13 protein-coding genes are annotated in these 12,938 nt (G+C 70.9%); 5 read left to right on the top strand and 8 right to left on the bottom strand.

The genetic code is table 11. From position 1 onward, the window contains the following. Nucleotides 1–5 precede the first annotated feature (5 nt). A complete protein-coding gene (locus AC1RAD_RS30495) occupies nt 6–284 on the bottom strand; it encodes a contact-dependent growth inhibition system immunity protein (RefSeq protein WP_492731921.1) in 279 nt (92 codons plus the stop codon). Between the two features lie 20 nt (nt 285–304). After that, nucleotides 305–1,156 carry an RNase A-like domain-containing protein gene (locus AC1RAD_RS30490; RefSeq protein WP_307694881.1) on the bottom strand — a complete coding sequence of 284 codons (852 nt, stop codon included), beginning with the start codon at nt 1,154–1,156 and terminating at the stop codon, nt 305–307. 169 nt (nt 1,157–1,325) lie between these two features. Here AC1RAD_RS30490 and dinB point away from each other — a divergent pair, with 169 nt between their 5' ends. Together dinB and AC1RAD_RS30480 are read left to right on the top strand one after the other, a co-directional pair. After that, on the top strand, nt 1,326–2,510 hold the full coding sequence (dinB, locus tag AC1RAD_RS30485) for a DNA polymerase IV (protein ID WP_159273409.1): 1,185 nt from the start codon (nt 1,326–1,328) through the stop codon (nt 2,508–2,510). A gap of 7 nt (nt 2,511–2,517) precedes the next feature. Beyond that, the gene (locus AC1RAD_RS30480) at nt 2,518–3,201 is read left to right on the top strand and encodes a TIGR02117 family protein (protein WP_492738856.1); all 684 of its coding nucleotides are present in this window, start codon (nt 2,518–2,520) and stop codon (nt 3,199–3,201) included. A 6-nt stretch (nt 3,202–3,207) separates the two neighbouring features. On the opposite strand, the gene AC1RAD_RS30475 is transcribed toward AC1RAD_RS30480, so the two are convergent. Further along, entirely contained in the window at nt 3,208–4,275 is a 1,068-nt protein-coding gene (locus AC1RAD_RS30475; protein WP_369646029.1) for a purine-nucleoside phosphorylase, read from the bottom strand. A 111-nt stretch (nt 4,276–4,386) separates the two neighbouring features. Between AC1RAD_RS30475 and AC1RAD_RS30470 the strand changes: the two genes are divergently transcribed. Then, the gene (locus tag AC1RAD_RS30470; protein WP_492738854.1) at nt 4,387–5,535 is read left to right on the top strand and encodes a DNA topoisomerase IB; all 1,149 of its coding nucleotides are present in this window, start codon (nt 4,387–4,389) and stop codon (nt 5,533–5,535) included. On the opposite strand, the gene AC1RAD_RS30465 is transcribed toward AC1RAD_RS30470, so the two are convergent. Together AC1RAD_RS30465 and AC1RAD_RS30460 are read right to left on the bottom strand one after the other, a co-directional pair. After that, a complete protein-coding gene (locus AC1RAD_RS30465; protein ID WP_492738853.1) occupies nt 5,481–6,161 on the bottom strand; it encodes a hypothetical protein in 681 nt (226 codons plus the stop codon). The genes AC1RAD_RS30470 and AC1RAD_RS30465 overlap by 55 nt on opposite strands. 180 nt (nt 6,162–6,341) lie before the next feature. Further along, nucleotides 6,342–6,521, bottom strand: a complete 180-nt coding sequence (locus AC1RAD_RS30460) for a DUF3606 domain-containing protein (protein WP_062477985.1) — start codon at nt 6,519–6,521, stop codon at nt 6,342–6,344. 182 nt (nt 6,522–6,703) lie between these two features. Between AC1RAD_RS30460 and AC1RAD_RS30455 the strand changes: the two genes are divergently transcribed. Continuing rightward, the gene (locus AC1RAD_RS30455) at nt 6,704–7,171 is read left to right on the top strand and encodes a nuclear transport factor 2 family protein (protein WP_492738851.1); all 468 of its coding nucleotides are present in this window, start codon (nt 6,704–6,706) and stop codon (nt 7,169–7,171) included. On the opposite strand, the gene AC1RAD_RS30450 is transcribed toward AC1RAD_RS30455, so the two are convergent. The 3 genes from AC1RAD_RS30450 to AC1RAD_RS30440 are packed head-to-tail and all read right to left on the bottom strand — an operon-like array spanning nt 7,134 to nt 12,007. Beyond that, nucleotides 7,134–8,633 carry a class I adenylate-forming enzyme family protein gene (locus AC1RAD_RS30450; protein WP_492738850.1) on the bottom strand — a complete coding sequence of 500 codons (1,500 nt, stop codon included), beginning with the start codon at nt 8,631–8,633 and terminating at the stop codon, nt 7,134–7,136. The genes AC1RAD_RS30455 and AC1RAD_RS30450 overlap by 38 nt on opposite strands. 3 nt (nt 8,634–8,636) lie before the next feature. Further along, nucleotides 8,637–9,626, bottom strand: coding sequence for a Bug family tripartite tricarboxylate transporter substrate binding protein (locus AC1RAD_RS30445; RefSeq protein WP_062477974.1), 990 nt, complete (start codon nt 9,624–9,626; stop codon nt 8,637–8,639). Nucleotides 9,627–9,670: 44 nt separating this feature from the next. Next, nucleotides 9,671–12,007 (bottom strand): acyl-CoA dehydrogenase family protein, encoded by a 2,337-nt coding sequence (locus tag AC1RAD_RS30440; protein ID WP_492738848.1) that lies wholly within the window; start codon nt 12,005–12,007, stop codon nt 9,671–9,673. 144 nt (nt 12,008–12,151) lie between these two features. Here AC1RAD_RS30440 and AC1RAD_RS30435 point away from each other — a divergent pair, with 144 nt between their 5' ends. Next, the gene (locus tag AC1RAD_RS30435) at nt 12,152–12,934 is read left to right on the top strand and encodes a citryl-CoA lyase (RefSeq protein WP_159275562.1); all 783 of its coding nucleotides are present in this window, start codon (nt 12,152–12,154) and stop codon (nt 12,932–12,934) included. Nucleotides 12,935–12,938: the final 4 nt, after the last annotated feature.

Here is a 12,938-nt window from a genome sequence, read left to right as displayed (position 1 = left end):
CAGCTTCAGCGCACCGCAGCCAGCACGCTGTCGAGAAACTGCCTGGCCGGCGTGCCGAAATCTTCAGGGATGTAGTCGCGCGAGAAGTCGCGTGCAAACGCCGCTTCGAGGTCGTCGTGCGAACCGAGGTAGTCGGCGATCTCGGCGCGCAATGCGGCCAGCTCGGCCTCGGTGCTCGACTCGCGGTACGAGGCCATGATCTCGGCGCCGGTTTCGCCGAAGAGGATGTCGGCGTCCTGGCCGAAGTAGACCTTGGTGAGGTGGTCGATCAGTTCGAATCGCATCGTGGGGTCGTGAGGAAAAATCAGAACGGATGGGCGGTGAGGATGTAGAACGGCTTGCCGTTGTACGTGCGCATGTTCAGCGTCACGCGCACCTTGGTGAGCTGGCTCACGGCGGTGCTGCCGCGCTGCACGCCGATGCCGACCACGGTGCCGATGTCGTGCTCGAAGGCCACGGGCTTGGAGCCCACCGCCGCGGAGCGCGACCACGCGCGAATGGCCCGGGCATTGGCGCGCACGGTCTGGCTGATGGCCGACTCGGCCGTGGCGAGGTCGAAGAACGACGACGAACGCTGCAGACTGGGCTTCTTCGCGAAGCGGTCGAACAGCTCCTGCGCCGACTTGCCCACGTGCTCGCGGATGGTGTGGCCGCCGGCCTTGGAGCCTGCAATGCCCTCGTGCTCGATGAGCCGCACGGGCTCGAGCTTGAAGCGGCTCGCGCGCACCGCGATGACGCGCGATGCGGCCAGCCCGCCGGCCACGAAGAGCGGCACCGCCACATCGACCGCGAGCCCCACCTGCGCGCCAGTTTCGGGCGAGGCGCCCAGCGCCTGCGCGGTGGCGTCGGCGGTGAGCGCAGTGGCGGTGCGCTGCGTCTGGCCGGTCCAGATCTGGCGCGCGGCCGTGGCGGTGACGTCGCTGCCGTGCGCACCCAGCACCACGCAGCCGACCTTGCTGGCCATGGTGGGCTCGGGCGCGACGCACAGCACGCCGGCGCCGACCAGTTCGATCACGCCGCCGATCAGCGCCGCCGTGCCCCAGAGCCGGTTGCTGAGGCTGGCCGACTCGGGCACGTCTTCGCCGCCGAGCACCGCCGCCATCTGCACCGGCGTCAGCGCGACCGACAGGCCGCCTTCCACCTCGTCGTCACCCATCGTGCATTCCTTTCCGTTCACCACCTGCGTGGGGATTGAAATTCCGCCGCATTCTTGCACGCGACACCGGGGCGGGCGAACATGCCCGGAGAGCGAGACAATTGTCACCGTGAGTTTCCAGCCCGCGCCGCCCCCGGCCCCTCCGATCCGCCGCATTGCCCACCTCGACATGGACGCGTTCTACGCGTCCGTCGAGTTGCTGCGCTACCCGCAGCTCAAGGGGCTTCCAGTGGTCATCGGCGGCGGTCGGCGCCGCGTCGACGAGGCGATCCGCGAACTGCCCGAAGGCGCCACGCTGGCCGACATTCCCATCGAGGCCTTTCCGCGCCTGAAGGACTACACGGGGCGCGGCGTGATCACCACCGCCACCTACCCCGCGCGGCAGTTCGGCATCGGCTCGGCGATGGGGCTCATGAAGGCCGCCAAGCTGTGCCCGCAGGCGCTGATCCTGCCGGTCGATTTCGACGAGTACCGGCGCTTCTCGCGCACCTTCAAGCAGGTGATCCTGGACATTGCACCGCTCATGGAAGACCGCGGCGTGGACGAGGTGTACATCGACTTCACCGACGTGCCCGGCGGCCAGCGCGACGGCGGGCGCTCGCTGGCACGGCTGATCCAGAAATCGATCTTCGACGCCACGGGCCTCACCTGCTCCATCGGCGTGGCGCCCAACAAGCTCATCGCCAAGATGGCCAGCGAGTTCGAGAAACCCAACGGCATCTCGGTGGTCTACGAACACGACCTCGAAAGCCGCATCTGGCCCCTGCCCTGCCGCAAGGTGAACGGCATCGGCCCGAAGGCCGACGAGAAGCTCAAGCGCTTCGGCATCGAGACCGTGGGCCAGCTGGCGGCGCGCGAGCGCGGCTGGCTCATCGACACCTTCGGCAAGGCCACCGGCGCGTGGATGCACGAGGTGGCCTGGGGCCGCGACAACCGCCCCGTGGTGACCGAGAGCGAGCCCGTGTCGATGAGCCGCGAGACCACCTTCGAGCGCGACCTGCACGCGGTGCGCGACCGCGCCGAGCTGGGCGCGATCTTCACGCACCTGTGCGAGAAGCTGGCCGAAGACCTGCAGCGCAAGGGCTACGTGGGCAAGACCATCGGCATCAAGCTGCGCTACGACGACTTCAAGATCGCCACGCGCGACCAGACCATCGACCGCTTCACCGACGACGGCAAGACCATTCGCCAGGTCGGCGGCCAGTGCTTGAAGCGCGTGCCGCTGGAGCGGCCGCTGCGCCTCTTGGGCGTGCGCGTGGGCGCGCTGGCCAAGGCCGGCAGCCCCGAGGCGTTGGCGCCCGCTGGCAACGCTCGCAGCGCGGCGCCAGTGGCGACCACGGCCTCGCTCTTCTGACACCACCATGATCCGACGCTGGCTGAGACGCATCGCCCTCACCCTGCTGGGATTGCTGCTCGCCATCACGCTGTATGTGGCCGTGGCTTGCGCGCTGGTCTTCCTGCCGGCCAACGCGAAACCGCCGGCCGAGCCTGCGACCGTCGAGGCCTGGGTGCTGAGCAACGGCGTGCACACCGACCTGGTGTTTCCGGTCCGCTCGGCCGCCATCGACTGGTTGCAGCTCTTTCCGCTGTCCGACTTCAAGGCGCCGCCGCCCGATGCCGAGTTCGTCGCCATCGGCTGGGGCGACCGCGAGTTCTACCTGCACACGCCGACCTGGGGCGACCTGACGGCCGCGCGCGCCTTCGGGGCGCTGTCGGGTGGCAATCGCTCGCTGCTGCACGTGACCTACCTGCAGCGCGCGCAGCTGCGGCGCGGGGCGTACAAGTTGCCGCTCTCGCAGGCGCAGTACGCGCAGCTCGTGGCCTACGTGCGCGCCACGCTGCCCTCAGGCCGCGCAGTGCCGATCGCGGGCGCGCACTACGCGAACGACGATGCCTTCTACGAAGCCCAGGGCAGCTACCACCTGTTCGAGACCTGCAACACCTGGACCGGCCGCGGCCTGCGCCAGGCGGGCGTCACGGTGAGCCGCTGGACGCCCTTCGACTTCAACGTGACATGGCACCTGCAGCCGGTGCTGCAACCCTGACCCTGTTCATGGCTTGGGCACGCCCGCCGACCAGGTGGGCCAGTTCTTCACGATGTGGTCGACCACGCGCGTGCCCACCAGCGCGATGTTCTCCACCGTCTCGGCAAAGCCGCCCGCCGTCTCGCCCGGTGCCGGGTCCAGGTGCTGCAGCGTGCTTTCCTTCGGGTGGCCCTGGTCGAAGTTGACCGCGCCGCGCAGGCTCATCACGCGGTCGGTGCCGTGGGTGCGCTTGATCACGAGGGTGATGGCAGCGGCTTCCATTTCGGTGATCACGTAGTCGTCGGCGCCGTAGAGCTTGGCGATGTACTGCGCCTGCTTCGACATGCCGGGGCCGTGGAAGAAGGTGTCGCCCGTCATGTGCGTGCCGGTGCCCACGAAGGGGGCGCGGCGCGCGGCGGCGTCGGGGTAGCGCAGGCGGTACTTGCGCGCCGATTCCGCGTCCTTGAGCGGCGTGTCGGCCGACAGCTTCATGGCCCAGCCGACGAGGTCGGGGTTGAGCTTGAAGCGGCGGTACTCCTCGTAGCCCTTGCGCGGCATGAAGGTGGGTTCGCCGGGCTTGTTCTCTTCGGGGGCCCAGCGGTGGCCGAGGTCGTAGTCGACCAGCCAGGTGGCCCAGCTCACCTCGCCGATGGTGCCGCGCTGGGGCGGTGTGCCGGCCACGCCGGAGATCACGTAGTAGGCCTGCGAGAAGTCGAACTTCGGGTTCAGCAGGATGGCCTGCATCGACGACGACGAGTTGACCTTGCCCATGCCCAGCACCGCGCCGCACACGCCGTCGGCGTTGCAGTACACGGGCTGCAGCGCACCGGGCACGGCCACGGGCGTCGCGCCCTTCCAGTAGCGCTCGTACCAGTGCTGGAACTCGCCGGCGCGGTCGCCGGTGTTCTGGCCGATCTCGAACATGGCGGCCACGAACACCTTCACCTTGACCGGGGCGCCGGTGGGGGCGGCAGCAGCAGCGCGGGTGTCGGCCGTGGGCGAGGTGGAGGCACAGGCCGTGGCGAGCAGCACGGCGCCGCACAGCGCCAGGCCGCGGCTGCCCAGGGAGAAGCGACGGGAGTTCAGGAGGGACATGGGTGGAATCCGAAGAGAAGGAAGGAAAGGAAAGCGCGCCTCGGCAACAGCGTGCGGCGTCCTACACCGCACGATTGTCGATGCTGGCACAAGCGCGATGACATGCCTTCGATGCAAACCCCATGCCGGCCCGCGCCGGCTGCCACCTCAGCGCTGGCCGCCGGGCTGGTCTACGTGAACCCCGGCATGCCGGGCATCCGCCGGCTGAAGTGGGGCGACGGCTTTCGCTACCGCGACGCGCACGGCCGCTGGCTGCGCGATGCCGACGCGCTCGCGCGCATCCGCAGCCTGGCGATTCCGCCGGCCTACACCGAGGTGTGGATCTGCCCGCTGCCGCAGGGCCACCTGCAGGCCACGGGCCTGGACGCGCGCGGCCGCACGCAGTACCGCTACCACCCCGACTGGCGCGCGCTGCAGGACGGCACCAAGTTCGAGCGCCTCGCGGCCTTCGGGCGCGCCCTGCCCCGTTTGCGCGCCCGCGTGGCGCGCGACCTGCGCGCCGGCACCCGCACGCCCGGTCGCGCGCAGGTGATCGCCACGCTGGTGCGCCTGCTCGACACCACGCTGCTGCGCGTGGGCAACGAGGCCTACGCGAGCAGCAACGGCTCGTTCGGCCTCACCACGCTGCGCAACCGCCACGCGGCGGTGCAGGGCTCGGCGCTGCGGCTGCGCTTTCGCGGCAAGAGCGGCGTGGCGCACGAGGCGCGCGTCGACGACCCGCGCGTGGCCCGCGTGGTGCGCCAGTGCCAGCAGCTGCCGGGGCAGGCGCTGTTCCAGTACACGGACGAAGCGGGCGAGGTGCGCGGCGTGTCGTCCAACGACGTGAACGACTACATCGCCGACGCCACCGACACAGGCAAGGGCGAAGGCGAGCGCTTCACCGCCAAGGACTTCCGCACCTGGCACGGCACGGTGCAGGCGCTGGAGCTCACGCGGCAGGCCTGTGCCTGGGAGGGCGAGCGCCGGCCCGGCGCCAGGGACATCCTCGCGGCCGTGGCGCGGCAGCTCGGCAACACGCCGGCGGTCTGCAAGAAGGCCTACGTGCACCCGGCCGTGCTGGCGCTGGGTGAGGCGCTGGCGCGCGAGGACGACACGGCGGCGACGGGCACCTTGCTGGAGAAGATCGCGGCCCGTGCCGCCACGGCCGGCCCGGCGCGCGGTCTGGTGGCGGCGGAGCGGCGATTGCTCGCCTTCCTGCGGACGACTCAGCCTGCGGCGAGGGCGAAGCGCACGGTGTCGGCGTCGAGCAGCACGGCGTAGCCGAGGTCTTCGGCCAGGTTCTGCAGCGCCACGGTGTCGATGGCCAGGGCGCGCGGCGCGCGGTGGGCGTCGAGCACCGCGTTCGCGCCACCAGCCTCGCGCACCCGGGCGCTCAGGCGCAGCGCGTCGGTACCGTCGGGCTCGATGCGGATGGTGCCGGCCTCGTCCACGCCGTCGTGCAGGTAGCCCAGCGCGCCCAGGAACAGGTAGCGCAGCGCGGCGGCATTGGGCCAGCGCGGCTCGTCGTCCTGCGGGGCGGCGAGCGCCTCGTCGACCTCGAGCGCCACGCCGTGCAGGTCGAAGGCCGAGCGCATCAGCGTCATGCACTGCGCCACCAGCGCGCTGCGCGTGATGCCGTCGTCGGTGGTGGCCAGTTCCCAGTCGCGCAGCGAGCGGATCGCGGCCACCAGCTCCGACACCTGGCTGTCGATGAGGTTCACCCGCTCCTCGCAGGCCGCGGGGTCGACGGGGTCGGCCGCCACCTGGCGCTTGAGCATCAGCACCGCCATGCGGATCACCGAGACGGGCGCCGTCATGTCGTGCCGCAGCGCCGGCAGGGCGCGCGTGAGCAGCTCGTGGCGCACGCCGGCCGCAATCCAGCTGCGGGCGCTGGGAGACGACTTCATCGCGGCACAGCGGCCCGCAAGGGCGCGCGGCCCGTGGGACGAGAGGCGGCAGGGAGCACGGTCAAGGCAGGATTCCTGAAGGCGGGAACAAGGCCACGAGTATCGGCCCCGCTCCGCGCCGCGGCTGTAGGAGCCTGCCTACGCGCGCCCTGCCCGCCGGGCCGCACCTTCAGCGCGCGCTCAGGGTTTGCCGAGGTAGGTGCGCACGTCCTTCACCTCGACCCCGGCGGCCGCCACGGCCGAGCGCAACTGCGCCTCGGTCACGCCCAGCGTCTGGGTCCAGTAGCGAACCTCGTGGAGTTCGTTGACATTGATGCGGGCCGCATCCTGCGGTCCGCGCTTGCTCAGGTCATCGGCCATGGCGTGGATTCCTTGTTGAAGGCTCCCACGATGCGGCCTGCACGGAGGATCGGCTGGCGGACAGCAGCGCGGCTCCTTGCAGGATAAGTCCGAGAGCGCGTTGCAGATGTCCGGAAGCAGCGGGCCGGCGCAACGCGGCGCACCTATCGTCGCCGCTCCTTCACTTCATCCCCGCACATCCCATGACCCCCGAGCAGAACAAGCGCGCCGTCGTCGACGCCTGGAAGGCCTTCGCCAGCCGCGACCCGCAGCGCGTGCGCGCCGCCTTCACCGACGACGCCGAATGGCTGGCGCCCAAGGACAACGCCACCGGCGTGGCCCTGGGCTTCACCGACCACATGATCGGGCCGCAGACGATCGTGCGCTTTCTCGTCGAAGAGTTTCCGAAGCTGTTCGTGGCCGACGTGTCGGTGGACTTCACCCACCTGCTCTGCGACGGCGACACCGTGGTGCTGGAGATGCGCCTGCAGGCCACGCTCGCCAACGGCCGGCCCTACGACAACGACTACTGCTTCATCCTCGAATTGCGCGAGGGCCGCATCGCCCGCATGCGCGAGTACATGGACACGCAAAAGGGGCGCCGCAGCGTCATCGGCGACCTTCCGGCCGACCTCAGGGCTGCCGGGCCCTCGCTTGCAGTTCCCGCTTGAGCAGCTTGCCGTTGGCAGTGGTCGGCATCGCGTCGATCACCTCGATGCGCGCCGGCCGCTTGTAGGGCGACAGGTGCTCGGCCAGGTGGGCGCGCAGCGCCGCCTCGTCGAGCATCGCGCCCGGGTTCAGCTCGACGAAGGCGACGATCTGCTCGTTGCCGTCGGCCTCGGGCACGCCGACCACGGCGCACAGGTGCACGCCGGCGAAGCGGCCGATCACCGCCTCGACCTCGGCCGGGTACACGTTGAAGCCCGAGCGGATGATCATTTCCTTCAGCCGCCCCACCACGAACAGCGCGCCGTCGACGTCGAAACGGCCGAGGTCGCCGGTGGCGTACCAGCCGCCGGGGCGCATCACCTGCGCGGTGGCGGCCGCGTCACGGAAGTAGCCCAGCATCAGGCCCGGGCCGCGCAGCCAGATCTCGCCGGTGTCGCCGACGGCGGCCTCGGTGCCCTCGGGCGTCACGATGCGCCCCTCGCCGCCCTCGACCACGTAGCCGGCCGAGGTGTCGGCGCGCGGCGCCTCGGTGCGCGTGAGGAACACCGAGCCCGCGTACTCCGACAGGCCGTAGCCGTAGTGCAGCGGCTGGCCGAACAGCCGCTCCACGCGCTGCTTGAGCGCCGGATCGAGCGGCGCGGAGCCGGTGTACACGTAGCGCAGGTTTGGAAAGCGCGGCGCCAGCTGCTGCGCCTCGATGTGCGCCAGCAGCCGCGCGTACATGGTCGGCGGCCCGAGCAGGTTCGACACCTGCCCGTGCGCCAGCGCCTCGAGCATGTCGGCCAGCGAGAAGCTGCCGCGCAGCACCAGCGCGGCCCCGCCCGTGAGCGCGGCCATCAGCACGGTGCCGATGCCGAAGATGTGGGTCATCGGCAGGAAGGCGTAGACGCGGTCGCGCGCGTCGAGCGCGCGCACCGCCGCCGACACGCGGCCGAAGTGCAGCAGCCCGCGGTGCGACACCATCACGCCCTTGGGCGTGCCCGAGGTGCCCGAGGTGAAGATGATCGCGGCGGCATCGGCCAGCGCCGGGTCGGGCTCGGTGCGGGCCTCGGCGCGCGCGGCGGTGAACATCACGCCGGGCAGCGTGGCCGGCACGGCCGACGCGCGCTGCGCGTGCGTGCGCGCCGCGTCGGACGCATCGGTGGTGAAGCAGCACAGCCGCGCATCCGCGCGCTCGGCAATGGCCGCGATCTCGCCCGGCGACATGCGCGCGTTGACGCCGCACGACCACGCGCCCACGCGGCTGCAGGCCAGCAGCAGCGCGATGTGGGCGGCGCAGTTCTCGGCCACCAGCAGCACGCGGTCGGTCGGCCGCACGCCGGCGGCGAGCAGGTCGTTCGCGGCGGTCTCGACCATGGCCTGCAGTGCGCCATAGGTGGTGGTGCCATCCAGTTCGTGGAGGAACACCGCGTCCGGCGTGCGGGCGGCGCGGTCTTCGAGCAGGTGATGAATGCGGGGGGGCATCGGCTATTCCGCCTCGATGCCCTTGGAGGCGCTGGCCCACAGCTTGCGGTCCGACACGCCCTTGGTCGCCAGCACCTCTGGCGCGCCCGCCCAGACCTCGTAGCCCTGCTCGCGCAGGCGGTGCGCGATGTCTTCGCGCGCCAGCATCTTCTGCGCCGCGGCGTTCACGCGCGCCACCAGCGCCGGGTCCATGCGCGCCGGGCCGTACAGACCGAACCAGCCGCCCACGTCGTAGCCGGGCACGCCCGACTCGATCATGGTCGGCACGTCGGGCAGCATGCGGTTGCGCTGGCGCGAGGTGACGGCCAATGCGCGCAGCTTGCCCGACTGGATGAAGGGCCGCGAGGTGGCGATGATGTCGAACATCATCGGCACGGTGCCGGCCATCACGTCGGCCAGTGCCGGGGCGCTGCCCTTGTAGGGCACGTGCGTGAGCTGCACGCCGCTCATCTTCTCGAGCAGTGCGCCGCTCAGGTGATTGGACGCGCCCACGCCCGCCGAGCCGTAGAACAGCTTGCCGGGCTTGGCCTTGGCATAGGCCAGCAGCTCGCCCACGTTGCGCACCGGCAGGTCGTTGTTGACCACCAGCACGTTGGTGTAGTCGACCAGCGGCGCCAGCGGCGTGAGGTCCTTCATCGGGTCGAAGGGCATGCTGCGCTGCACGTTCGGGTTGATGGTGATGGTCGGGCTCGCGCCGAAGAACAGCATCGCGCCGTCGGGTGGCGCCTTGGCCACGGCGTTGCCGCCGAGCGAGCCGGCGGCGCCGGGCCGGTTGTCCACGATCACCTGCGTGCCCAGCTCCTGGCCCAGCGCGGGCGCGAGCAGGCGCGCGGCGCCGTCGACCGGCCCGCCGGCCGAATAGCCGACCACCAGCTTGATGAGCGGCGGCAGCGGCTGCTGCGCGAAGGCGCGGTGCGGCAGTGCGGCCAGCGCCGCGCCGCCCGCCAGCGCGGCCATGAGTTGGCGACGCGAAAAGAGGTCGAGGGATTGCATGAGCGTTGTCTCCAGTTGTGTATGTCTTTGGCGGCTCACATCGCTCAGGCCGGCAAGTCCAAAACTTGCCGCGCGAGGATGTTGCGCTGGATCTCGTTCGTGCCGCCGTAGATCATGGCGGCCGTCGAACCAATGAGCGGCGAGAGCACGTTGAAGCTCTGGCCGTCGAGCACCTGGTCGCCCGCGACCGCGCCCTGCTCTTCGCCGGCCTCGACCAGCAGCGCACCGATGCGGTGGTAGGTCTCGCTGGCCCAGATCTTCAGCAGCGACACCGAGGCCGGCAAGGGCTTGCCCGCGCGCACGATGTCGGCAAAGCCCGTGTAGGCGGCCGACAGGTCGAGCACATCGAGCCGCAGCGCCGCGAAGCGCTGCGCGAACACCGGGTCGGCGAACAGCCGCCGTGCCTGCCCGAGCCGTGCCAGCTGGCCCAGCGCGTACTGCGACTGCTTGGGGCTGCCCAGGAAGATGCGCTCGAAGCCCAGCAGCGCCTTCGCGATCGTCCAGCCGCCGTGCAGCCGGCCCACGAGGTTGTCGGCCGGCACGCGCACGTTGTCGAAGAACACCTCGCAGAACTCGGGCTCGCCCGCCAGCGTGTGGATGGGCCGCACGGTGACGCCCGGCGTGCGCAGGTCACACAGCAGGAAGCTGATGCCCTCCTGCTTGCGCGCGCCCTTGTCGGTGCGCACGAGCATGAAGATGTGGTTGGCGTCCTGTGCGAGCGTGGTCCAGATCTTCTGGCCGTTGACGACGAAGTGATCGCCCTGCGCGTCGCGCCCCGCCACCGCCTCCGTGCGCAGGCCGGCCAGGTCGGAGCCGGCATTGGGCTCCGAGTAGCCCTGGCACCACACGTGCTCGCCGCTGAGGATGCGCGGCAGGAAGCGCTGCTGCTGTTCGGGCGTGCCGTGCTGGATCAGCAGCGGGCCGATCATCACGATGCCCTGGTCGGGCGCGCGCGCCACGCCGTGCTGCTCCAGCTCCTCGATCCACGCGATGAGCTTTTCCGCCGGCAGGCCCATGCCGCCGTGCGACTGCGGCCAGGCCGGCGCGATCCAGCCCTGCGCCGAGAGCGTGAGGTACCACTCGCGCACCTCGCTCCAGCGCGCGCGGTGCGACAGGTAGCGCAGGTGCGCCGGATAGCGCTGCTGCAAAAAGCCGCGCACCATGCGGCGGAACTCGGCCTCGGGCACCGTGGACCAGTCGGTGGTGCGTGCCAGGAACTCGCCATTCCAGGCTACAGCACTGCTTGAAGCAGCCTCGGCCTCGCCGGTCAGCGCGGCATGGCGGCGCTGGTGCGCCGTGGCATTGCCCAGCCACGCCGACAGGCACAGCACGCGCTTGTAGAACAGGCTCAGGTCGCACTCCTGCGTGTAGCCGATGGCCCCATGCAGCTGCACCGCCGCGCGCGACGCCTGCAGCGCAGCAGCGGTGCAACGCGCGTTGACGCGGCTGGCCTCGGCTTCGAGCCGGTCAGAAGGCAAGGTGCCGTCGCTTGCCAGCGCGAGCACCTCGTTGAGCGTGGCCTGCGCCACCTCGAGGTGGATGAACATGTCGACGCTGCGGTGTTGCAGCGCCTGGAAGCTGCCGATGGCCTTGCCGAACTGCGAACGCGTGCGCAGGTAGGCCAGCGTCTGCGCGAGCATCGCCTGCCCCGCGCCCAGCAGTTCGGCCGCCTGCAAGATTTGCCCCGCTGCGAGCGCCTGGCGCAGCGCCTCCTGCGCGGCGGGCCCGCTGGCCAGCACGGCGTCGGCCGGCAGCACGACCTCTTCGAAGCGAAGGTTGGCGGCCTGGCTGCCGTCGACCAGCGGCACGATCGTCTCGCTCACGCCCTCTGTGCCGCGCGGCACCCACAGCAACACGGCGTCGTCCTCGCCGCGCGCCGACACCAGCCAGCCGCTGGCGGCGCCGCCGGGCAGCACCATGAGCTTGTCGCCTTGCAGCAGCACGCCGCCCCCATGACCGGACCGCGCCTCGCAGCCGCAGGCCAGCGGCACGGCGCTGAGGTCGCCCGCGCTTTCCTGCCACGCCAGCGCGGGCAGGCTGCGGCCCGCCACCAGCTCGGCCAGCAGGGCACGCGCCGCGGGCGTGTCGAGCCGCGCCAGCAGTAGCGCGCTCAGGCCCGCCACCGCCAGCAGCGGCTCGGGCGTCGCGTGCTCGCCGGCCGCGCGCAGGATTTCCGCAGCGCCGTCGAGCCCCAGTGCGAGGCCGCCGGCCGCTTCGGGCGCCAGCATGCCGGGCCAGCCGAGCGCGGCGATCTCGCCCCAGCCGTTGGCCTCGTCGGCCTCCGGCTGCTCGGTGCGGGCGCGGCGTCGCGCGGTGGCGCCGCTGCGGGTGAAGTAGTCGAGCGCCGCTTCTCGCACGGCCAGGAGTGAGTCGGAATCCATCGCGCTGTCTGCCTTTTCTTTTCCGTTGCAATGACGAGTCGCAGCGTGCCCGAAGACCTCGCCGGCGGGCATTCGCGATTGCGGAAGGGAGGGTTTCGCAATCACTGAGCGCCTGCGGGCGCGCGCGGGGATAGATTTGCGGCCATGACAAAGATCAAGAAATCCCTGCACACCGACCTCGGCCACAGCACGCCCGACAAGATCACCGTGCGCGGGCGCGACCTGCCCTCGGAAATCCTCGGCCACCTCAACCTGGGCGACATGGCCTTCCTGGAGCTGACGGGCCGCATTCCCACGCCGCAGGAGTCCGTGACCTTCAACGCCATCGTCGTCACGCTGGTGGAGCACGGCGTCACGCCGAGCGCGCTGGCCGCGCGGCTCACCTACGCTGGCGCACCCGAAGCCCTGCAGGCCGCCGTGGCCGCCGGCCTGTGCGGGCTGGGCACCGTGTTCGTAGGCAGCACCGAGGGCGCCGCGAAGATGCTGTACGAGGCCATTCCCTTCGGCGAAAAGCCGACGCGTCCGCTGGCCGACATGGCGAAGGACATCGTGGCCGACCACCGCGCGCGCAAGATCATCGTGCCGGGGCTGGGCCATCCGCTGCACAAGCCGATCGATCCGCGCACGCCGCGCCTGTTCCAGATCGCGGCCGAGAACGGCCTGTCGAGTCACTACGTCGCGCTGATGCAGGCCGTGCAGGAAGAGGCCGAGCGCGTGTCGGGCAAGTCGCTGCCGATCAATGCCACGGGCGCCATCGGCGCGATTGCGGCCGAATTCGGCTTTCCGTGGAAGATCATCCGCGGCTTCGGCGTGATGGCGCGCGCCATCGGCCTCGTGGGCCACATCCTCGAGGAGATCGACGACCCGATGGCCATCGAGATCTGGCAACGCGTCGAAAAGGAAGCGGGCGGCCCCCGCCAGGACTGAACAC

It is taken from the genome of Variovorax sp. GW823-FHT04B03 (assembly GCF_058796495.1).
The sequence above is the reverse complement of the archived record's forward strand: the minus strand, read 5'-3'. Positions and strand labels throughout refer to the sequence as shown.